Origin of the sequence: Embleya sp. NPDC059237, from assembly GCF_042754105.1 — a bacterium.
Lineage (GTDB): Bacteria > Actinomycetota > Actinomycetes > Streptomycetales > Streptomycetaceae > Embleya.
On record NZ_JBHZAE010000012.1, the window covers coordinates 247189 to 267540 of the forward strand.

A 20352-nucleotide genomic window follows, 5' to 3' on the forward strand; every position below is an offset into this window, starting at 1 on the left:
GCCGTGTCCACCAGTGTGTGTCTTCATCAGGACTGGGGTCGAAATCCCGGGTCCGGCCTCGCGGCCGGACCCGGGAGGGAGCCTCAGACCTCTTCGACGCTGCTCGGCTCGCGCCGCGACAGGTCGATTCCAAGCTCCTCCGCAGCGCGGAAGACGTCCTCGTCGGTGTCGCGCATCTCGATCGACATACCGTCGCTGGAGAGGACCTCCACGTTGAGGCAGAGCGACTGCATCTCCTTGATGAGCACCTTGAAGGACTCGGGGATGCCCGGCTCCGGGATGTTCTCGCCCTTGACGATCGCCTCGTACACCTTCACGCGGCCGAGGACGTCGTCGGACTTGATGGTCAGCAGTTCCTGGAGGGCGTAGGCGGCACCGTATGCCTCGAGCGCCCACACCTCCATCTCACCGAAGCGCTGGCCACCGAACTGGGCCTTACCACCCAGCGGCTGCTGGGTGATCATCGAGTAGGGACCGGTCGACCGGGCGTGCAGCTTGTCGTCGACCAGGTGGTGCAGCTTGAGGATGTACATGTAACCGACCGAGACCGGGTGCGGGAACGGCTCGCCTGAGCGGCCGTCGTACATCTTCGCCTTGCCGGTGCCGTCGATCAGCCGGACACCGTCACGGGTCTTGTTGGTCGAGTCGAGGAGACCGGTGATCTCCTCCTCGCGCGCGCCGTCGAAGACCGGGGTGGCGACGTTGGTGCCGGGGGCACCCTGGTCGGCCGCGATCGCCCGGAGGCGACCCTTCCAGTCCTCGTCGTCGCCCTCGACGCTCCAGCCGGTCTTGGCGATCCAGCCGAGGTGCGTCTCCAGGACCTGTCCCGGGTTCATCCGGGACGGGACACCGAGCGGGTTGAGGATGATGTCGACCGGGGTGCCGTCCTCCAGGAACGGCATGTCCTCGACCGGCAGGATCTTCGAGATGACGCCCTTGTTGCCGTGCCGGCCGGCGAGCTTGTCACCGTCGGTGATCTTGCGCTTCTGCGCGACGTAGACGCGGACCAGCTGGTTCACGCCCGGCGGCAGCTCGTCGCCGGCCTCGCGGTCGAACACGCGCACGCCGATGACCTTGCCGGACTCGCCGTGCGGGACCTTGAGCGAGGTGTCGCGCACCTCGCGCGCCTTCTCGCCGAAGATCGCGCGGAGCAGGCGCTCCTCCGGGGTCAGCTCGGTCTCGCCCTTGGGCGTGACCTTGCCGACCAGGATGTCGCCGGGGACGACGTCGGCGCCGATCCGGATGATGCCGCGCTCGTCCAGGTCGGCGAGGACCTCTTCGGAGACGTTCGGGATGTCCCGGGTGATCTCCTCCGGGCCGAGCTTGGTGTCACGGGCGTCGACCTCGTGCTCCTCGATGTGGATCGAGGAGAGGACGTCGTCCTGCACCAGACGCTGCGACAGGATGATCGCGTCTTCGTAGTTGTGGCCCTCCCACGGCATGAACGCCACGAGGAGGTTCTTGCCGAGGGCCATCTCGCCCTCTTCGGTGCACGGACCGTCGGCCAGCACCTGGCCGGCCTCGACCCGCGCGCCCTCGTCGACGACGACCTTCTGGTTGAAGGACGTGCCCTGGTTGGAGCGCATGAACTTCTGCACGCGGTACGTGGTGTACGTCGCGTCGTCGTTCATCACGGTGATGTAGTCGGCCGAGACGTCCTGCACCACGCCGGGCTTCTCGGCGGTGATCACGTCGGCGGCGTCGACCGCGGCGCGGTACTCCATGCCGGTGCCCACCAGCGGCGACTCCGCCTTCAGCAGCGGCACCGCCTGGCGCATCATGTTCGAGCCCATCAGCGCGCGGTTCGCGTCGTCGTGCTCGAGGAACGGGATCATCGCGGTCGCGACCGACACCATCTGGCGCGGCGAGACGTCCATGTAGTCGACTTCGTCGCCGGGGATGTAGTCGATCTCGCCGCCGCGGCGACGCACGAGCACACGGGCCTCGGCGAACGAGTCGTCCTCGTTCAGCGGGGCGTTGGCCTGCGCGATGACGAAGCGGTCCTCTTCGTCGGCCGTCAGGTAGTCGATGCCGTCGGTGACCCGGCCCTCGACGACCTTGCGGTACGGCGTCTCGACGAAGCCGAACGCGTTGACCCGGCCGTAGGAGGCGAGCGAGCCGATCAGGCCGATGTTCGGGCCTTCGGGGGTCTCGATCGGGCACATGCGGCCGTAGTGCGAGGGGTGCACGTCGCGGACCTCGAAGCCGGCCCGCTCACGCGAGAGGCCACCGGGGCCGAGCGCGGACAGACGACGCTTGTGGGTCAGGCCCGACAGCGGGTTCGTCTGGTCCATGAACTGCGACAGCTGGCTGGTACCGAAGAACTCCTTGATGGAGGCGACGACCGGCCGGATGTTGATCAGCGTCTGCGGCGTGATCGCCTCGACGTCCTGGGTGGTCATGCGCTCGCGGACGACGCGCTCCATCCGGGCCAGGCCGGTACGGACCTGGTTCTGGATGAGCTCGCCGACGTTGCGCAGGCGACGGTTGCCGAAGTGGTCGATGTCGTCGACCTCGACCACGATCTCCTGGCCCGACGCGCCTTCCATGGCCTCTTCGCCGGCGTGCAGCTTGACCAGGTACTTGATGGTCGCGATGACGTCTTCGACGGTCATGACGCCGGCGTCCAGCGCCTGCTCGACCCCGAGCTTCTTGTTCACCTTGTAGCGGCCGACCTTGGCGAGGTCGTAGCGCTTCGGGTTGAAGTAGAGGTTCTCGAGCAGGGTCTGCGCGGCCTCGCGGGTCGGCGGCTCCCCCGGACGCAGCTTGCGGTAGATGTCGAGCAGCGCGTCGTCCTGGCCCTGGGTGTGGTCCTTCTCCAGGGTCTGGCGCATCGACTCGTACTGGCCGAACTCCTCCAGGATCTGGGAGTCGGTCCAGCCGAGCGCCTTGAGCAGCACGGTGACGCTCTGCTTGCGCTTGCGGTCGATGCGGACACCGACGGTGTCGCGCTTGTCGATCTCCAGCTCCAACCAGGCACCACGGGAGGGGATGACCTTCGCGCTGAAGATGTCCTTGTCGGACGTCTTGTCGACCTGGCTGTCGAAGTAGACACCCGGCGAGCGGACCAGCTGGGACACCACGACACGCTCGGTGCCGTTGATGATGAAGGTGCCCTTGTTGGTCATGAGCGGGAAGTCGCCCATGAAGACCGTCTGGCTCTTGATCTCGCCGGTCTCGTTGTTGGTGAACTCGGCCGTGACGAACAGCGGCGCCGAGTAGGTGAAGTCGCGCTCCTTGCACTCCTCGATGGAGTTCTTCGGAGGCTCGAACCGGTGGTCCCGGAACGTCAGGGACATCGAACCGGAGAAGTCCTCGATCGGCGAGATCTCTTCGAAGATCTCTTCGAGTCCGGACTTGGTGGGCACATCCTGTCCGCCCGCGAGGGCGGCCTCGACCCGTGCCTTCCACGCACTGTTGCCGAGCAGCCAGTCGAAGCTCTCGGTCTGCAACGCGAGAAGGTTCGGAACCTCCAGGGGTTCCCTGATCTTGGCGAAGGAGATGCGGAGCGGGGCAGTGGCGGCGCCGGGGTTGGTAGCGGAGGCGGTGCGCGAGGCGGCCAAGAGGGGTCCTTCCGAGGGCTCGGACTCACTATGCGCATACTGGACGGCCCGGGTTCATACACCGGGGTAAGTCAATAGGCAGCGCAAAGGGTCAGTGTAGCCACAAGGCACACCGCTGTCCAGCCCCTATGAAGGGCCGGTCCACCACCCGGATTCGTGAACCATCCGGCAACCGTGCTTCAGGGGTGCGTCCGAAGAATTGCGCGCCCCGATCCGTTCGTCAAGGGGTTGCTTTCCCCCTGACAGCCGACGGAACCCTTCCGAGCGCCGAGAAAACCGGACCTCCGTCCCGAACTCGCGGCCTGCGGCGAGAGTCTCGTCACAGTGGCCGACCGAGTCGTCGAGAAGCCTCGGTAGGCCGGAAAAACACGGTAGACCGCCGGTCCGACAACGCCCGGACGGCGCGCTTCGAACCGGCCGCGCGCGCCGTGGCGCACGCCCTCGGCGAGGACACGACGACGCTGGTGCGCGGGGGTTCGGCGACTGCTCAGGGTGTTGGGAGTATCACCCTTTCGGGCGAGGCCGATCGGGGCGGATCGGGCGCCGCGCGACCCCTTCCGATGACCCGTCGACGTCGGCGGACCGGGTGCGGGCGAGCCCGAAACCGGCCCCGAAAAGCCCGAAGGCGACCGCCCTGACGGACGATCGCCTTCGGTGATGCCGCCCGGGTGGGCGGCGTCGAATTACTTGACCTCGACCGAGGCGCCGGCGCCTTCGAGGGCGGCCTTCGCCTTCTCGGCGGCCTCCTTCGAGACCTTCTCCAGGAGCGCCTTGGGGGCGGAGTCCACGAGGTCCTTGGCCTCCTTCAGGCCGAGGCTCGTGAGCGCGCGCACCTCCTTGATGACCTGGATCTTCTTGTCGCCGGCACCCGTGAGGATGACGTCGAACTCGTCCTGCTCCTCGACGGCCTCGGCAGCGGCGCCGCCGCCGGCGGGGCCGGCGATGACGGCGGCCGGGGCGGCGGCCTTGACGTCGAAGGTGTCCTCGAACAGCTTCACGAAGTCCGCGAGCTGGATGAGGGGCATGGCCTTGAACTCTTCGATGAGCTCTTCGTGCGTGAGCGCCATGGTCGGCGTTCCTTCCTGATCAATTCGGCGGGTGCCGGGTGGTGTGGATGGGCGGGGGCGCTGCCCCCGGCGACGTCGGTCGCGACTGCCGAGCTACTCGGCGGTCTCGGCCTCCGCGGCGGGAGCCGGCTCGCCGGCACCGCCCTGCTCGACCTTGGCCCGGAGCGCGTCCGCGGTGCGGGCGAACTGCGAGAGCGGAGCCTGGAAGGTCGCCGCGGCCTTGGCCATGGAACCCTTCATGGCACCCGCCAGCTTGGCGAGCAGCACCTCGCGGGACTCGAGGTCCGCGAGCTTCTTGATCTCGTCGGCGCTGAGCGCCTTGCCCTCAAGGACGCCGCCCTTGATGACGAGAAGGGGGTTCGCCTTGGCGAAGTCACGCAGGCTCTTCGCGGCCTCCACGGGGTCACCCGTGACGAACGCGATCGCGGACGGGCCCTCGAGGAGGTCGTCCAGCTGATCGATGCCCGCCTCGTTGGCGGCGATCTTGGTCAGCGTGTTCTTCACCACGGCGTACTGCGCGTTCTCACCGAGCGAACGACGCAGCTCCTTGAGCTGCGCGACGGTGAGCCCGCGGTACTCGGTCAGCACTGCGGCGTTCGAGTCACGGAACTGGTCCGTGAGCTCGGCGACCGCGGCCGCCTTGTCGGGCCTCGCCATAGGGCTGGCCTCCTTCCGCGATGCGATTGCCGGTCGACCGTGGCGGTCGACCTGTGCCGGATGAATTCGCCGGTCCGCGGGGCGGAAGGGGTCCACACACGAAAAACGCCCCGGCGCAGGCGCACGGGGCGTACATCCTCGATCCACACGGCATCCGTATGTATCGGGGGTAACGTCTCACGTTCACACCTGCGCAGGCCGTCCGCGATGCGGAACCTTCGTTTGTCGACCCGCCTTGCGGCACGACGACAACGACCGACGGTCTTTGGCTTGAGGCAAAGGTACGCGACGGCACTCGTTCGGAGCAAATCGCTTCCGTCGGGCGGGCGGCGCGGGCTTCGCCGGCGCCCGGCGGCGCTTGGCAGTGCTTGGCGGCGCCGGGGCCGGGCGTGCCGAGGCCCGGCACACCGTGTGGGGTGCCGGGCCTCGTTCGCGTGCGGGGCGGATCAGACCGCCTCTTCCTCCACCAGGAGGTTGCGGGTGCGGTTGGGGTCGACCTGGATGCCGGGGCCCATCGTGGTCGAGACGCCGACCTTCTTGATGTAGCGACCCTTGGCGGCCGACGGCTTCGCGCGGAGCACCTCTTCGAGGGCGGCGGCGTAGTTCTCGACGAGCTGGGCGTCGTCGAACGTCGTCTTGCCGATGATGAAGTGCAGGTTCGAGTGCTTGTCGACGCGGAACTCGATCTTGCCGCCCTTGATCTCGTTCACGGCCTTCGCCACGTCGGGCGTGACCGTGCCGGTCTTCGGGTTGGGCATCAGACCACGCGGGCCGAGCACGCGGCCCAGGCGGCCGACCTTGCCCATGAGGTCCGGGGTGGCGACGACGGCGTCGAAGTCGAGCCGACCCTTGGCGACCTCGTCGATGAGTTCGTCGGAGCCGACGATGTCGGCGCCGGCGGCCTTGGCAGCCTCGGCACGGTCACCGGTCGCGAAGACCAGGACCCGGGCGGTCTTGCCGGTGCCGTGCGGGAGGATGACCGTGCTGCGGACCATCTGGTCGGCCTTGCGCGGGTCGACGCCCAGGCGCATGGCCACCTCGACGGTGCCGGCGAACTTGGTGGGCGAGGTCTCCTTGGCCAGGCGAACGGCCTCGAGCGGCGAGTAGAGACGCTCGTGGTCGACCTTGGTGTCGGCCTCGCGGTAGGACTTGCTGCGCTTCACTGAAAGCTCCTGGAATTCTGAAAGGAGTTGTGGTGGGAGCGGGTCGCGCGGACCCTTCCACTCCGCGAGTCGGTGGGCGTACGCACACCTTCTCGCGCTGTTTCGGTACTGCCGGAGTGCTGCGGGGGCTGGATCAGCCCTCGACCGTGATGCCCATCGAACGCGCGGTGCCGGAGATGATCTTCTCGGCGGCGTCGAGGTCGTTGGCGTTCAGGTCGGCCATCTTGGTCTGCGCGATGCCGCGGACCTGCTCGCGAGAGATCTTCGCGACCTTGGTCTTGTGCGGCTCGCCCGAGCCCTTCTCGACACCGGCGGCCTTGAGGATCAGGCGCGCGGCCGGCGGCGTCTTCGTCACGAAGGTGAAGGAGCGGTCTTCGTAGACCGAGATCTCCACCGGGACGATGTCGCCACGCTGCGACTCGGTCGCCGCGTTGTAGGCCTTGCAGAACTCCATGATGTTGACGCCGTGCTGACCCAGCGCGGGGCCGACCGGCGGGGCCGGCGTGGCTGCGCCGGCCTTGATCTGCAGCTTGATGATCGCTGACAGCTTCTTCTTCTTGGGAGGCATTTTTTCCGGGTCCTTCGACGAGATGTACGTCCCGATCACCACGCGGAGCGCGGACGTGTTCGGGCCCGCCACGCGGTGCGGCGCCCACTCAACGATAACCACCGTTGTGAGGGCGCCTTGTCCACCACCCGGATGCGGCCCCGGCGAACCGGGGCCCCACCAGGGGGAAGTATCAGTTCTTCTGGATCTGGTTGAACGAGAGCTCGACCGGCGTCTCGCGCCCGAAGATCTCCACCAGGCCCTTGACCTTCTGCGAGTCGGCGTTGATCTCGTTGATCGTCGCCTGCAGCGTCGCGAAGGGGCCGTCGATGACGGTGACCGAGTCGCCGACCTCGAAGTCGAGCACCTTGACCTCGGTGGTGCTCTTGGCGCCGCTGCCGCCGCCGGTCGCCTTCTCCTCCTCGGGGGCGAGGATCTTGACGACCTCGTCGAGGGTGAGCGGGAAGGGCTCGTGCGCGTTGCCGACGAAGCCGGTGACACCGGGGGTGTTGCGCACGGCGCCCCACGACTCGTTGGTCAGGTCCATCCGGACCAGCACGTAGCCGGGGAACTTGTTGCGCTTGACGGTCTTGCGCTGACCGTTCTTGATCTCGACGACCTCTTCCTGCGGCACCTCGACCTGGAAGATGTAGTCCTCCATGTTGAGCGAGGTGGTGCGGGACTCGAGGTTGGCCTTCACCCGGTTCTCGTAGCCGGCGTACGAGTGGATGACGTACCACTCGCCCGGGGCGCGACGGAGGACCTCCTTGAAGTCCTCGACGGGGTCGCCCTCGGCCGCCTCGGCGTCGTCGTCGGACTCGGACGCGTCGGCGAACTCGTCGTCGTCCTCGTCTTCGTCGTCGGCGAACTCGGCTTCCGCGCCCTCGGCGTCTTCCTCGCCGGCCTCGGCGTCTTCCACGTCGTCATCGGTGGAGACGGCCGGGGCCTCGGCCGCGTCCTCGAGGGCGATGTCCTCGAGAGCCGCGGCCTCCGCCTGCTCCGACAGGGTCCCCGTCTCATCGGCGGAGTTGTCGGCGGACAGGTTCGGGTCAGACACGTTGGGTGCTTCTTCCTGGCTGGGGGTCGAACGGTCGTTGCAGGCGCGCTGCGAGGGACGGGGCTCAGCCGAAGACGGCGAGCGCGGCCTTCGCGAAGGCGAGGTCGAGTCCGTAGACGATTCCGATGATCATCAGGCAGAACACGATGACCACGGTCGTGTACGTGCTCAGCTCGTTGCGGGTCGGCCAGACGACCTTGCGCAGCTCGGCAATGATCTGCCGGTAGAAGAGAGCCGCCCGCGCGAACAGGTTTTTCTTCTTCTGCTCCGGCTTGCCCGAGGAGCCCTTCGGGCGATTCGCCCGGCGACCGCCGGGGGGCACGTCGTCGGAGCCGTGGCCATCAGAGCTGCTGTGCTCAGGCGTAGCCGTGGAGCCGTGGGCCTCCGTCAACTCGTCCTCACCTGATCCGGTCCGACCGTGGATCACCGACGGGGTTGTCGGCGCCGACAGTTTGCGCTGACTGCGTGCACGTCACGGTCGATCCGAGGATCGACCGCTCTCGCACATCGCAGGGCACGAGGGACTTGAACCCCCAACCCCCGGTTTTGGAGACCGGTGCTCTGCCAATTGAGCTAGTGCCCTTCGTTTGGTCATCAACCTAGCGGAGTCACCGGCCCGAGAACACAGGATTTCGGGCGCGGCAGCACGCAGGTTGGGACCGCCAAGCGTCGAGTGTACGGGGTCGGGTGCGTCAGGTCGAACCCGTGCCGTGACGGTACCGAAGTTCGGGTGTGCTCGCGGCGCGGAATCGGCGTGCTCTCGGCGGGGGCGAATGCGACGATGGCCGGCATGACGGCTTCCACCCCCAGCTCCCCGTCCGCCGCGTCCGGGTCCGCGTCCCGGTCCGGATCCGCCGCCGGGCGACGGATCTCGGTCCGCGTCGGTGCCATCGCCGAGTCGGCGACGCTCGCGGTCGACGCCAAGGCCAAGGCGCTCAAGGCCGCCGGGCGTCCCGTGGTCGGCTTCGGCGCCGGCGAGCCGGACTTCCCGACGCCGGACTACATCGTGGACGCCGCGGTCGCGGCCTGTCGCGAACCGCGCTTCCACCGCTACACCCCGGCCGGCGGGCTGCCGGAGTTGAAGGCCGCGATCGTGGCCAAGACGCTGCGCGACTCGGGTCCGGCCGTGGATCCGGCACAGGTCCTGGTGACCAACGGCGGCAAGCAGGCCATCTACGAAGCCTTCGCGGCGCTGCTCGACCCGGGCGACGAGGTGTTGGTGCCGGCGCCGTACTGGACCACCTACCCCGAGTCGATCAAGCTCGCGGGCGGCGTCCCGGTGGCCGTGGTCGCCGACGAGACCACCGGCTACCTGGTGTCGGTCGAGCAGTTGGAGGCGGCCCGGACCGAGCGCACCAAGGTGCTGGTGTTCGTCTCGCCGTCGAACCCGACCGGCGCGGTGTACTCGCGGGCGCAGACCGAGGCGATCGGGCGCTGGGCGGTCGAGCACGGGTTGTGGGTGCTGACCGACGAGATCTACGAACACCTGGTCTACGACGACGCCGAGTTCGTCTCGATGCCGGTGGTGGTGCCGGAGCTGGCGGACCGCTGCGTGATCGTCAACGGGGTGGCCAAGACCTACGCGATGACCGGCTGGCGGGTCGGGTGGATCATCGGCCCCCGGGACGTGGTGTCGGCCGCCGCGAACCTGCAGTCGCACGCCACCTCCAACGTCTGCAACATCGCCCAGGCCGCCGCGCTGGCCGCGCTGAGCGGGGATCTGTCGGCGGTGGACACGATGCGGACGGCGTTCGACCGGCGCCGGCGCACCATCGTGCGGATGCTGAACGAGATCCCGGGCGTCGAGTGCCCCGAGCCCAAGGGCGCCTTCTACGCCTATCCGTCGGTGAAGGGGGTGCTCGGCCGGGAGATCCGGGGCGCGCGCCCCGCGACGTCGGCCGCGTTGGCGGGGCTGATCCTGGACGAGGTCGAGGTGGCGGTGGTACCGGGCGAGGCCTTCGGCACTCCGGGCTACCTGCGCCTGTCGTACGCGCTCGGCGACGAGGACCTGGTCGAGGGCGTACGCCGGATCGCCGAATTGCTGGCCGAGGCGAAGTAGCCGCACGTCGTCGTTCGTGTCCTCGTTCACGTCGGCGCCGCCGAAGTTTCCGCTCTCCTTCAGAGGGATCATCGGCGGTACCCCTCACGCGTGCGGGGCCGGTGGTCCATGATCTGTGGATGGATCGTCCCGCACGCGATGTCCGCACCCTCCCGAAGGCTCATCTCCACCTGCACTTCACGGGATCCATGCGGTCGGAAACCCTGTTGGAACTGGCGGACCTGCACGGTGTGCGGCTGCCCGACTCGCTGACCTCGGGCCGGCCGCCACGATTGCGGGCGACCGACGAACGCGGCTGGTTCCGCTTCCAGCGGCTGTACGACATCGCGCGCTCGTGTGTGCGCTCCGAGGACGACATGCATCGGCTGGTCCGCGAGGCGGCCGAGGACGATCGGGCCGAGGGGTCCGGGTGGCTGGAGATCCAGGTCGATCCGACCTCGTACGCGCCGCGGCTGGGTGGGCTGACCCCGGCGGTGGAGATCGTGCTGGACGCGGTGGAGGCGGCGCGGAAGGCTACCGGGATCGGGATCGCCGTGGTGATCGCGGCGAATCGGACCAAGCACCAGTTGGAGGCGCGTACGCTCGCGCGGCTCGCGGCGCAGTACACCGATCGTGGCGTGGTCGGGTTCGGGCTGTCCAACGACGAGCGGCGCGGGCGGGCGCCGGCGTTCGAGCGGGCCTTCGAAATCGCCCGGCACGCGGGGCTGTTCGCGAATCCGCACGGTGGCGAGTTGGACGGGCCGCGCAGCATCCGGGACTGCGTGGACGTGTTGGGGGCGCGGCGGCTCGGGCACGGGATCCGGGTGGTGGAGGATCCCGAGTTGATGGCGGTGTTGGCTCGGCGGCGGATCGTATGCGAGGTGTGTCCGGCCTCCAATGTCGCGCTCGGCGTCTACGACAAGGCGGCGGATGTGCCGTTGCGGACGTTGTTCGAGGCGGGGGTGCCGATTGCGCTGGGCGCGGACGACCCGCTGCTGTTCGGGTCGCGGTTGGCCGCGCAGTATGAGCTGGCCCGGGACGAACACGAGTTCACCGACGCGGAGTTGGCGGAGTTGGCGCGGCAGTCGATCCTGGGCTCGGTGGCGCCGGCGGAGGTGCAGCGGGCGTTGCTGGACGGGGTGGAGGGGTGGCTGGCGGGGTCCGGTGCGGTGGTGGGGGCGGGGGTTGTGCCCACCCGCCCAAGCGTTGCGTGAGGTGAAAGGCTGCGGGATTCGGGCAGGCGGCGAGCGAATCGGGCCCCGCGGCAGAGAGCATCGGGGTCGGGTCGAGCGCCGACGGCCGGGTGTGGGGTGTGGGTGGGCTGTGGGGTTTGGTGGGCGCGCCGGGGGTGGGGGCTCGTGGGGGTGGGTTAGAGCTTGGCGTTGATCAGGACCGGTTCGTTCGTGAGGGTGATGCCGAAGGTTGTTGCCACGCCGTCGCGGACCTCTCGGGCCAGGGTGAGGAGGTCTTCCGTGGTGGCTTTGCCGCGGTTGGTCAGGGCCAAAGTGTGTTTGGTGGAGATCCGGGCTCTGCCCTCGCCGTAGCCCTTGGTGAAGCCTGCCCGTTCGATCAGCCAGGCCGCGGAGGTCTTCACGTGGTCGGCGCCGGACGGGTAGCGGGGCGGGGTGACGTCGGGGCCCAGGTGTCGGGCGACGCGCGCGGTGAGGTCGGCGAAAGCGTCGTGGGTCAGGATCGGGTTGGTGAAGAAGGAGCCCGCGCTCCAGGTGTCGTGGTCCGCGGCGTCCAGGACCATGCCCTTGCCGCGGCGCAGTTCGAGTACGGCGGCGCGGGCGGCGGCCGGCGCGACCCGCTCCCCCGGCTCGACGCCGAGCATGCGGGCCAGTTCGGCGTAGCGGATCGGGGCCGAGCGGCCGTCGTCGTCGTGCAGCCGGAAGTGCACCCGCAGCACCACGAAGCGGTCGTCGCCCTTGAACACGCTGTGCCGGTAGGTGAAGCGGCAGTCGGCGGCGGTGAGGGTGCGCGGGCGGCGTTCGGTGCGGTCGTAGACCTCGACGGAGGTGATCGTCTCGGCGACCTCCTGGCCGTACGCCCCGACGTTTTGCACCGGGGTGGCGCCCGCGCTGCCGGGGATGCCCGCGAGGCATTCGATGCCGGACAGGCCCGCGTCGACCGCGGCGGTGACCACGTCGTCCCACGGCACGCCGGCGTCCACGCTCAGCTCGGTGCCGTCGATGCGCAGGCCCGTGGTGGCGATCCGCAGCACGTCGCCGGCGAAGCCGTCGTCGCCGACGACCAGGTTGCTGCCGCCGCCGAGCACAAGCAGCGGGATGCCCTGCTCGTCGGTGGCGCGGACGATCGCCAGGACCGCATCGGTGGTCGTGGCCGTGTGGAGCCGACGGGCCGGTCCGCCGAGGCGGAGGGTGGTCAGGGCGGCGAGGGGCGCGTCGATTTCAGGCTGCACCGTTGGATTCTCGCATCACCCGCCCGGCACCGGGCTCGGGCCGGCCGCGCCGGGGGGGCCGGGCACACCCGGCGCCTCGGGCCGAGGCCGGCCGCATCACGGCTGCCGGCACGCTCGGCGCCGGGGCTCGGCTCGGCCGCGTCGCGGCTGCCGGCACGCTCGGAGTCCGGGGCCGGGGCGGAGCGGGCCGCGGCTCCGGGCGCGCCCCGGCGCCTGGGCTCAGGCCAGTTGCACGATGGCTCTGGGTACGCCCAGGACCTTGGCGCCGGCGGCGGTGACCACGAGGTCCACGCGGGCCCGGCGGTCGTCCAGGAGCACCGCGACCTTGCCGGTGACCTCGATGGTCGCGCCCTCGACGGTGTCCGGGACCACGACCGGCTTGGTGAAGCGCACGCCGAATTCGACCAGCGCGCCCGGGTCGCCGAGCCAGTCGGTGACCACGCGGGCGGCCTCGGCCATGGTGAACATCCCGTGCGCGATCACGTCGGGCAGGCCGACGTCGGTCGCGAATCGGCCGTTCCAGTGGATCGGGTTGAAGTCGCCCGACGCGCCCGCGTAGCGGACCAGGGTTTCCCGGGTGACCGGGAAGCTGCGCGTGGGCAGTTGGGTGCCGACCGCGACGTCGTCGAAGGAGATCTTGGCGGTCATGGTCAGCCCTCCGATTCGTCGGCGGCGCGGGCCACCAGGCTCGACAGCGCGGTGACGATGTGCTCGCCCTCCACGGTCCTGACTTCGGCGCGGGTGGTGAGGACGTCGTTGCCCGCGAGGGACTTGATGTCGTCCACGGTGGTCACCACGGTCAGTCGGTCACCGGCGCGCACCGGTCGGGTGTACGTGAACTTCTGGTCGCGGTGCACCACACGCGAGTAGTCCAGGCCCAGTTCGGGGTCGTACACGACCTGGTCCGCGGCGCGCATCGTGACCACGATCGCGAAGGTCGGCGGCGCGATCACGTCGGGGTGGCCGAGCGCCTTGGCCGCCTCGGGGTCGTTGTACGCGGGATCGGGGTCACCGATCGCGGCGGCGAACTCGCGGATCTTCTCCCGACCCACCTCGTACGGCTCGGTGGGCGGGTAGGTCCGCCCGATGAACTTCGCGTCCAGCGGCATAAAAGCGGTTCTCCCTGGTGGAGGCGGCGGTGGCCGGCGAGCCGGCGGGGCAACGCTGCGGAGAATACGACAACGAGGCCACCCCCCTCGTGGGGAGTGGCCTCGTCGGTGTCGGAGTGCGAAACGCCTAGCGGGTTTCGCGGTGCGCGGTGTGCGCGTTGCAGCGGGGGCAGTGCTTCTTCATCTCAAGACGGTCCGGGTCGTTGCGCCGGTTCTTCTTGGTGATGTAGTTCCGCTCCTTGCACTCCACGCAGGCCAGCGTGATCTTCGGGCGGACGTCGGTGGCAGCCACTGGAGTGCCTTCCTTGCGGTCAGGGGTGAATACAGCAAAAGCAGCCGATGCGGAGTCTCCCCCGAATCGGCTCGCTTGGTAGCGGCGACCGGACTTGAACCGGTGACACAGCGATTATGAGCCGCTTGCTCTACCGTCTGAGCTACGCCGCCTCGACGAGGCCCCCACCTGTTGCCAGGTGGGGATCCCATCGTCTGAGCCCCAATACGGAATCGAACCGTAGACCTTCTCCTTACCATGGAGACGCTCTACCGACTGAGCTATTGGGGCGAGCAGGAAAACCATACACGCTGCCCGACACCGATCGGAAATCGATTGGCGCAACGCCCCCTGCCTCAGCCCTCGGTGGACCAAACAGCCCTGGTCAGAGCCCCTTCGACGGTTTGCGCGTACACGGCAGCGGCCAGCCACGCAGTGGACAAAAGGTCGTTGTCGCCCGCGCGAAGACGCCCGAAAACATCCCGTTCGCGGCCCGCCGCGACGTGCGTCAGACGCTCCACGAGCACGGCCCCCGTGGCCAGCCCCACCCGGCGCAGTCGGGCGGTGTCGCCGGCGGTGGAGCCGGCCAGGGCCAGGACGGGACGGCCACCGCTGATCGCGCGTTCCACGTGACGGTGCATCAGGTAGAGCGGGGCGGGCGGGGGTTCCTCGGCCGCGCCGAGTATGGACGGGGTCGGGTCGGCGGCGGGCAGGTCGGCGCGGTGCAGGCGCTCCAGGCCCAGGTCGATCCGGCCCAGGCGGTCCTCGGCGAGGCGCAGGGTCGGGCCCTCGCCGGGCGCGACGCCGACCGCGAGCGCCCGGATCGCCCGGTCGGCGCCGGGTTCGAGGCGGCCGATCACGCGCAGGCGCAGTCCGGGACGGTCGGCGAGCAGGCGCAGGTTGTCCCGGTAGGCGAAGACGGGGTCGGCGTGCGCGACGAGCAGGTGTACGGACTGCCCGGCGCATTCGGCGAGCAGGCGGTCCCGGGCGCCGGGGGTGGTGCCGAGCACGGTGACGTCGAGGAAGAGCAGGTCGGCGCCTGCGGGGCGGTCGTCGGGGGGCAGGTCGCGGTGGCCCACGATCCGGTCGATCTGGGCGGACAGCGGCGTCTCCCACAGGGCGCGCAGCGGTTCGTCGGTCCAGGCCGCGCCGCTCGCGCGCGCGGCGCGGACGGCCTGGCCGGCGCCGAGCCGACCGTTGGCGGAGACGGTGGCACCGGAGACGACGAGGCCGGCGCGGGTGAGCGCGACCGGGTCGATCGAGGTGTCGCCGAGCCGGATCGCGCGGGTGGCGGCGCCGACCGCGCGGTCGGCGCCGCCGGGGGCGACGTCGCCGATGGTGCGCAGGGTGCCGGCGGGGTCGACCGTGGTGGTGACCGCGCCGGCGAACCCCCGGGCGGTCAGGACGGGTTCGGTGAACAGGCCGTACAGGCGCAGCGAGCCGGCCGGGGCGTAGGCGCGGCGGGAGGTGCCGCGCAGGAGGTCGAGGGACTGCGGGTAGGTCGCCGCCGGGGTGCGCAACGCGTGGGCCACGTCGAGCAGTTCGCGCATGGCGGCGACGAGGTCGGCGAGCCGGTACGCGGGGTCGCGGTCGCGGGCGGCACGCAGGCCGGTGGCCACCGTGACGGCCGCGGCGGCGGCGCGATGCAGGCCGGCAAGGCGGGCGGTGTGCGCGGCGCGCAGCAGGCCGGCCTGGAGTACGGCGCCGGCGCCGTCGACTCCGGCGTCGACGATCGCGGCGCCGGCGGTCCAGAGGGCGTCGGCGGCGGTGCGTTCGGCGGGGGTGGGCTCGGTGGGGGTGGGCTCGGTGGGGGTGGCGGACTCGGCGGTTGCTTCCGCCGGTTCCGTGGGCTCGGTTGTGGTGGGCGCGTCGGGTGTGGCGGTTTCGTCGGGGGCTTGGGGCTCGGCCACCGGGGCCGCGGCGGCTGCTGCGGCGCGGTGTACGCAGGCGGGGGCCAGCAGGCAGCTGCAGCGCAGGTCGGCGGTGGTGGTGACGGCTCCGGTCGGGATGTACAGGGTCAGTTCGGCGTCCTCGCCGACGGTGATCCGCACCGTGTCGCCGTCGTGTTCGATCGGGCAGGCGGCGAGTTTGCCGATCGCGGCGTCGAGGCGTTTGCGCAGGCGCGGGGTGAGTGCCTCGACGATGTCGGCGGTGACGTCGGGGGCGACCGGTGGGAGGCCCTGCGTGCTCATCGGACCTTCTCTCCGACCCAGCGGGCCAGTTCGGTGGGGCTCAGCGCGGCGACCGGCATGCCGGCGGCGACCAGTCGGCCGGCGACGGCGGTCGAGTAGCGCGGTCGTCCGGCGTCGTCCAGGCTCGCGCAGCCGAGGATGTGGCAGCCCGAGGAGGCGAGCGCGCGGACCTCGGCGAGCAGGCCGCCGATCGGATAGCCCTCCTCGAAGTCGCTGACCACGGCGATCAGGGTGCGCGAGGGCACGGTGACGAGGTCGCGGGCGGCGCGCAGGCCGGCGGCGATGTGGGTGCCGCCGCCGACCTTGACCTCCAGGAGCAGGCCGAGGGGGTCGTGGACGTGTCCGGTGAGGTCGATGACCTCGGTGGAGAAGGTCAGGAAGTGGGTGCTCAGGGACGGGACGCCGGCCATGATCGAGGCGGTGAGCGCGGACCAGATGGTCGACGCCTCCATCGAGCCGGACACGTCGACCACCAGGATCAGCCGCCAGTCGTTGCTGCGGCTCGCACGGGTGCGGAAGATCGGCTTCTCCGGTACCACGAGCACCGAGCCGTCGGCGGCGCGGCGGGCGGTGGTGAGGTTGGCCCGCAGGGTGCGCGGCAGGTCGAGCGCGCCGCCGGGGCGGCGGGTGGGCCTGGGGGTGGTGATGCCGGTGAGCGCGGGGCGCAGCCGGGTGGCGAGTTCGCGGGCGAGTTCGGCGACGATGCGGGCGATCAGCGGGCGGAGGAGGGCGAGTTTGCTCTCCGGGAGGCCGCCGGCGTGGGTCAGGACGGTCTTGAGCAGGTCGACGGAGGGGCGGGCGGCGGCGGGGTCGAGGTGGGTGAGCACATCGGTGCGGCCCGCTGACGCGGCGGCGGCCAGGACCTCCTCGCGGACGGCCGGGCCGAAGAGGGCGATCAGGTCCTCGGACCATTCGCGGACGCCGGGGTAGGGGGCTTCGCGGCCGGCGCCCGGGGCGTCGCCGAGGTCGCTGCGGGAGCCTTCGCCGTGGCCGGTGCCGTATAGCTCGTCGAGCGCGCGGGCCATGCCGGATGCCTTTGGGGGGAGGCGGTCGGATTGGCGGCCGAGGATGAGTTTCCAGCGTTGGGCGGGGGGGAGGTCGTGGGTTTGTTCCCACCCGCCCACCCGTTCCGCGAGACCCGCAGGCTGCGGATTTACGGCATCGGCCGAGCCGGATTGGCCTCGCGGCCGCCCGTCGGGAGCGGAAAGCACGGCGACGGGCACGGGGTTCGCGGGCTGCGGAGCCACGGTGTTGGCCTGGGCGGATTGGTCCTGCGAGGCGCCGGTGGCGGGAGCCGGGACGAGACCGGGGTTCGCGGGCTGCGGAGCCATGGCGTTGGCCTGGGCGGATTGGTCCTGCGAGGCGCCGGTGGCGGGAGCCGGGACGAGACCGGGGTTCGCGGGCTGCGGAGCCACGGTGTTGGCCTGGGCGGATTGGTCCTGCGAGGCGCCGTCGGCGGGAGCCGGGACGAGACCGGGGTTCGCGGGCTGCGGAGCCATGGCGTTGGCCTGGGCGGATTGGTCCTGCGAGGCGCCGGTGGTGGGAGCCGGGGCTAGACCGGGGTTCGCGGGCTGCGGGGCCACGGTGTTGGCCTGGGCGGATTGGTCCTGCGGGGCGCCGGTGGTGGGAGACGGGGCGAGGGTGGGGTTCGGGGGCTGCGGAAGGGCGGGGGTCGGGGGTTGCGGGTTTGGTGTGTCGGGCTGGGTTTGTGGGCTGCCGGTGGTGGGGGTGGGATGCGAGGGCTGGGGATTTGTGGCGTCGGCGAGGGGCGATTGGGCTCGCGCGCCGCTGGAAGCGGCTGGGGTGGGGTTCGTGGGCTGCGGGTTCGTCGTGCTCGTGGTTGGGACGGGGGGTGGGAGGAGGGCTCGTTGGAGTAGGGCTGATTTGGCTGTCAGGTCGGTGCTGGTCCATAGGGCCAGGGTGATGGGGTCCGCGTCGGTGTCGACTCGGTCGCCCAAGTGGTCGGCCAGGGTGGCCAGGACTCGGTCTCGGGCGGCGGGGGTCAAGGTGTCGAAGCCGCCTCTCAGGGCCGGGAGGCGGTCCAGGAAGGGGCGGTCGGGGAGGGTGTCGACGCGGTCCAGGAGGGGGGTGAGGATCGGGCCGCCCGCCTGGAGGAGGGGGCCGGCCGCGGTGAGCAGGCCGGTGAGGCGGCGGGTCAGTTCGGCTCGGGTCGCCGGGGTGGTCGCGGTGTCGATCCAGGAGCCGATCCGGTCGCCGAGGGTGGTCGGATCCTCGTGCCCGAGCAGGACTCGGACGGCGCCTGCGGCGGCGGACATCAGCGGCGAGCCGTCGGCGGCCAGGCGGGCCAGCCCGGCGGTCAGCCGGACTCCGCCGAACACGTCGGCGCGTCCGGCGAGGTCGGCCAGCGCGCGGGCGTCGGCCGGGTCGTCGGATCCGGTCAGGCCGTCGAGGTGGCGGACGGCGGCGGTGAGGAGGATGCGGGTGATCTCCTCGCCCGATCCCGACCCCGACCCCGACTCCGGTCCCGGGGCCGTGGGGGCCTTTGGGTCGCCGGACTCCGTGTACTCGTCGGCCGTGCCGTGGGGTGCCTCGTCGACCGTGGCCTTCGCCGAGGCGGTGTCGGGGACGGGGAGGCCCAGGTGGCCCTGGTGGATGCGGTCGGTGAGGGTCAGGGCCGCGAGGAGGTCGGGGAGGCCGGCGATCGTGGGGAGGGACTCGGCGGTTTCGGCCAGGCGGGTCGCGGTGAGGTCCGGCAGGCCGCAGGCCGCGGCGCGTTCGAGGCCGGTGAGGACCTGGGCGGCCGTGGGGCCGCCTTCGGCGAGTTCCTGGTGGTGTTGGGCACGGAGGGTGCCCTCGGCGGCCTGTTCCGGGGTGACGCCACGCGTGCCGGCCGCGTCGAGCAGGGCCGCCACCGACGGCGTCCAGCGCACCCGCCAGCGAGTGGTGACCGCGTCCGCGCCGCCGGTGCCGACCACCGCGGTCGGCTCGGCGTAGGGGATGCGACAGGTCGTCAGTTGTTGCAGGAGCAGTTCCCGGCGCCGGTCGCGGTCGCTGCGCAGCGGGTCCAGGCGCAGGTCGCGCTCCGCCGGGTCGGTCGGTCCGGGCAGGCCCAGTTCGGTGATCCGGCGCTCCACCTCGGGCCCCAGGCCGCTGCGCGGCGCGGCCGGTGACGGGCGTCCGGCCCGCGTGCCGACCAGCACCCGTTCCAGGGCGCGGGCGACCGAGCGGCCCCGGCCCAGCGGCTCGCCGTGGGTGAGCACGGTCTGCGTCGCTTCGAGCAGTTCGCCGCGCCCCGCCGCCGGCAGGCCACGCAGGTTCGCGAGGTCGCCGGCGATCCGGACGATCTCGCGCGCGTCGACCGGACCACTGGGGTGTCCCTGGCCGCGCAGATCGGTGCAGATCCGTACCGCCGCGCCGATCAGCGCCTCGCGCAGCGCGGCGGGGTCGCCGGCCGATTCCAGGACGGACTGCTGCCACTCGGGGTCGCGGATGCCGGCGGGGTAGCCGGAACGGGAGTCCAGGAGCGGGTAGGTGTACGGGATCAACGACATCGTCACGTCGGCGATGTCGCCGGTGGGCGGTTCCGCGTCGCCGTCGAGCAGGGCCGGTGCGTGGAACGCGCCGAGCACCACGGTGACCCGCGTCGCCCCGGCTTCCTCGGCCGCGCGCAGCGTGGACCGCATCCACGCCTCGCGACGCAGGTCGACCGGGTCGATGCCGCCCGTGTCGCGGCGCAGCGCCCAGCCGACGGTGAGCGCGGCGCGGCGGATCGCCTCGGCGGACGAGCCGGGCGCGGTGGCCTCGACCAGCCGGTCCCACAGGTCGTCCCCGGCCCGGCCGGTGAGCCGGTCGCGTAGCGCCGCGTGCAGCCCGCCGCCCCGCGCGTCGGTGTCCCCCGCGTCCGCCCCCGGGCCGGCCGCCCGGTCCCACCCGGGGTGGCCCAGCGGGAGGTCGCACGGGATCGCCGGCACGCCGTTGCGCGCGGCCCAGCGCAGCGCGGCCAGTTCCGGCGAGAAGTCGGCGAAGGGGTAGAAGCCGAGCCCGTGCGGTCCGGTCCCGGCCAGCGCGATCGGCGCCCGGGTGTCCTCGTGCGCGAGCCATTCCAACCAGGGCGCGGCCTCGTGCGGCAGTTCGACGAGCAGCACGTCGGGCCGGGCCTCGTCGAGCAGCGCGGGCACCGCGGCAGCGAGCGAGGGCGCGTGGTGGCGCACGCCGATCAGGTGGGGCCGCCGGGACGCGGCAAGGCGCGCGGCGGCCGGACGGGCCTCGTCGTTGGGCCCGTCCGTACGTATGGTCGACACCTCG

15 protein-coding genes and 3 tRNA genes are annotated in these 20352 nt (G+C 71.1%); 2 read left to right on the forward strand and 16 right to left on the reverse strand.

Annotated elements, in window-relative coordinates:
* Positions 1–83: 83 nt before the first annotated feature.
* The 8 genes from rpoB to ACFXKZ_RS33365 all read right to left on the reverse strand — a co-directional run bounded on the left by rpoB (position 84) and on the right by ACFXKZ_RS33365 (position 8637).
* Positions 84–3563 (reverse strand): DNA-directed RNA polymerase subunit beta, encoded by a 3480-nt coding sequence (rpoB, locus tag ACFXKZ_RS33330; RefSeq protein ID WP_126636173.1) that lies wholly within the window; start codon positions 3561–3563, stop codon positions 84–86.
* 683 nt (positions 3564–4246) lie between these two features.
* On the reverse strand, positions 4247–4630 hold the full coding sequence (rplL, locus tag ACFXKZ_RS33335) for a 50S ribosomal protein L7/L12 (RefSeq protein ID WP_380005427.1): 384 nt from the start codon (positions 4628–4630) through the stop codon (positions 4247–4249).
* A 93-nt stretch (positions 4631–4723) separates the two neighbouring features.
* Positions 4724–5287 carry a 50S ribosomal protein L10 gene (rplJ, locus tag ACFXKZ_RS33340; RefSeq protein ID WP_380005429.1) on the reverse strand — a complete coding sequence of 188 codons (564 nt, stop codon included), beginning with the start codon at positions 5285–5287 and terminating at the stop codon, positions 4724–4726.
* 446 nt (positions 5288–5733) lie between these two features.
* A complete protein-coding gene (gene rplA, locus ACFXKZ_RS33345; protein WP_126636177.1) occupies positions 5734–6450 on the reverse strand; it encodes a 50S ribosomal protein L1 in 717 nt (238 codons plus the stop codon).
* A 133-nt stretch (positions 6451–6583) separates the two neighbouring features.
* The gene (rplK, locus tag ACFXKZ_RS33350) at positions 6584–7018 is read right to left on the reverse strand and encodes a 50S ribosomal protein L11 (RefSeq protein WP_078975739.1); all 435 of its coding nucleotides are present in this window, start codon (positions 7016–7018) and stop codon (positions 6584–6586) included.
* Between the two features lie 172 nt (positions 7019–7190).
* Positions 7191–8054 (reverse strand): transcription termination/antitermination protein NusG, encoded by an 864-nt coding sequence (nusG, locus tag ACFXKZ_RS33355; protein WP_380005431.1) that lies wholly within the window; start codon positions 8052–8054, stop codon positions 7191–7193.
* A 64-nt stretch (positions 8055–8118) separates the two neighbouring features.
* The gene (secE, locus tag ACFXKZ_RS33360; RefSeq protein WP_078979280.1) at positions 8119–8445 is read right to left on the reverse strand and encodes a preprotein translocase subunit SecE; all 327 of its coding nucleotides are present in this window, start codon (positions 8443–8445) and stop codon (positions 8119–8121) included.
* Between the two features lie 119 nt (positions 8446–8564).
* A tRNA-Trp gene (locus ACFXKZ_RS33365) sits at positions 8565–8637 on the reverse strand.
* 207 nt (positions 8638–8844) lie between these two features.
* Between ACFXKZ_RS33365 and ACFXKZ_RS33370 the strand changes: the two genes are divergently transcribed.
* Together ACFXKZ_RS33370 and ACFXKZ_RS33375 are read left to right on the forward strand one after the other, a co-directional pair.
* A complete protein-coding gene (locus ACFXKZ_RS33370) occupies positions 8845–10113 on the forward strand; it encodes a pyridoxal phosphate-dependent aminotransferase (RefSeq protein WP_380005432.1) in 1269 nt (422 codons plus the stop codon).
* A gap of 119 nt (positions 10114–10232) precedes the next feature.
* Positions 10233–11306, forward strand: coding sequence for an adenosine deaminase (locus ACFXKZ_RS33375; RefSeq protein WP_380005434.1), 1074 nt, complete (start codon positions 10233–10235; stop codon positions 11304–11306).
* Between the two features lie 155 nt (positions 11307–11461).
* Here ACFXKZ_RS33375 and ACFXKZ_RS33380 read toward each other — a convergent pair whose 3' ends face one another.
* From ACFXKZ_RS33380 to ACFXKZ_RS33415, 8 genes are all read right to left on the reverse strand, one after another.
* Positions 11462–12514: a UDP-N-acetylmuramate dehydrogenase gene (locus tag ACFXKZ_RS33380; RefSeq protein ID WP_380005436.1), complete on the reverse strand. Its 1053-nt coding sequence runs from the start codon at positions 12512–12514 to the stop codon at positions 11462–11464.
* A 219-nt stretch (positions 12515–12733) separates the two neighbouring features.
* On the reverse strand, positions 12734–13162 hold the full coding sequence (locus ACFXKZ_RS33385; protein WP_380005438.1) for a MaoC family dehydratase: 429 nt from the start codon (positions 13160–13162) through the stop codon (positions 12734–12736).
* A 2-nt stretch (positions 13163–13164) separates the two neighbouring features.
* Positions 13165–13623, reverse strand: coding sequence for a MaoC family dehydratase N-terminal domain-containing protein (locus ACFXKZ_RS33390; protein ID WP_380005440.1), 459 nt, complete (start codon positions 13621–13623; stop codon positions 13165–13167).
* A gap of 127 nt (positions 13624–13750) precedes the next feature.
* Positions 13751–13915 carry a 50S ribosomal protein L33 gene (gene rpmG / locus ACFXKZ_RS33395; protein ID WP_004571794.1) on the reverse strand — a complete coding sequence of 55 codons (165 nt, stop codon included), beginning with the start codon at positions 13913–13915 and terminating at the stop codon, positions 13751–13753.
* A gap of 76 nt (positions 13916–13991) precedes the next feature.
* Positions 13992–14067 (reverse strand) — tRNA-Met (locus tag ACFXKZ_RS33400).
* A 45-nt stretch (positions 14068–14112) separates the two neighbouring features.
* Positions 14113–14185: transfer RNA gene (locus tag ACFXKZ_RS33405), tRNA-Thr, on the reverse strand.
* A 65-nt stretch (positions 14186–14250) separates the two neighbouring features.
* Entirely contained in the window at positions 14251–16086 is a 1836-nt protein-coding gene (locus ACFXKZ_RS33410; protein ID WP_380005442.1) for a hypothetical protein, read from the reverse strand.
* The gene (locus ACFXKZ_RS33415) at positions 16083–20348 is read right to left on the reverse strand and encodes a DUF5682 family protein (RefSeq protein WP_380005444.1); all 4266 of its coding nucleotides are present in this window, start codon (positions 20346–20348) and stop codon (positions 16083–16085) included. Before ACFXKZ_RS33415 ends, ACFXKZ_RS33410 begins: the two co-directional genes overlap by 4 nt.
* Between the last annotated feature and the right edge of the window lie 4 nt (positions 20349–20352).

What these genes read in the sequence shown, in the direction of transcription:
- ACFXKZ_RS33410 (WP_380005442.1), bottom strand. Translation starts at nt 16,086, where the DNA reads ATGAGCACGCAGGGCCTCCCACCGGTCGCCCCCGACGTCACCGCCGAC.
- ACFXKZ_RS33390 (WP_380005440.1), bottom strand. Translation starts at nt 13,623, where the DNA reads ATGCCGCTGGACGCGAAGTTCATCGGGCGGACCTACCCGCCCACCGAG.
- ACFXKZ_RS33370 (WP_380005432.1), top strand. Translation starts at nt 8,845, where the DNA reads ATGACGGCTTCCACCCCCAGCTCCCCGTCCGCCGCGTCCGGGTCCGCG.
- rplL (WP_380005427.1), bottom strand. Translation starts at nt 4,630, where the DNA reads ATGGCGCTCACGCACGAAGAGCTCATCGAAGAGTTCAAGGCCATGCCC.
- ACFXKZ_RS33385 (WP_380005438.1), bottom strand. Translation starts at nt 13,162, where the DNA reads ATGACCGCCAAGATCTCCTTCGACGACGTCGCGGTCGGCACCCAACTG.
- rplJ (WP_380005429.1), bottom strand. Translation starts at nt 5,287, where the DNA reads ATGGCGAGGCCCGACAAGGCGGCCGCGGTCGCCGAGCTCACGGACCAG.
- rplK (WP_078975739.1), bottom strand. Translation starts at nt 7,018, where the DNA reads ATGCCTCCCAAGAAGAAGAAGCTGTCAGCGATCATCAAGCTGCAGATC.
- ACFXKZ_RS33375 (WP_380005434.1), top strand. Translation starts at nt 10,233, where the DNA reads ATGGATCGTCCCGCACGCGATGTCCGCACCCTCCCGAAGGCTCATCTC.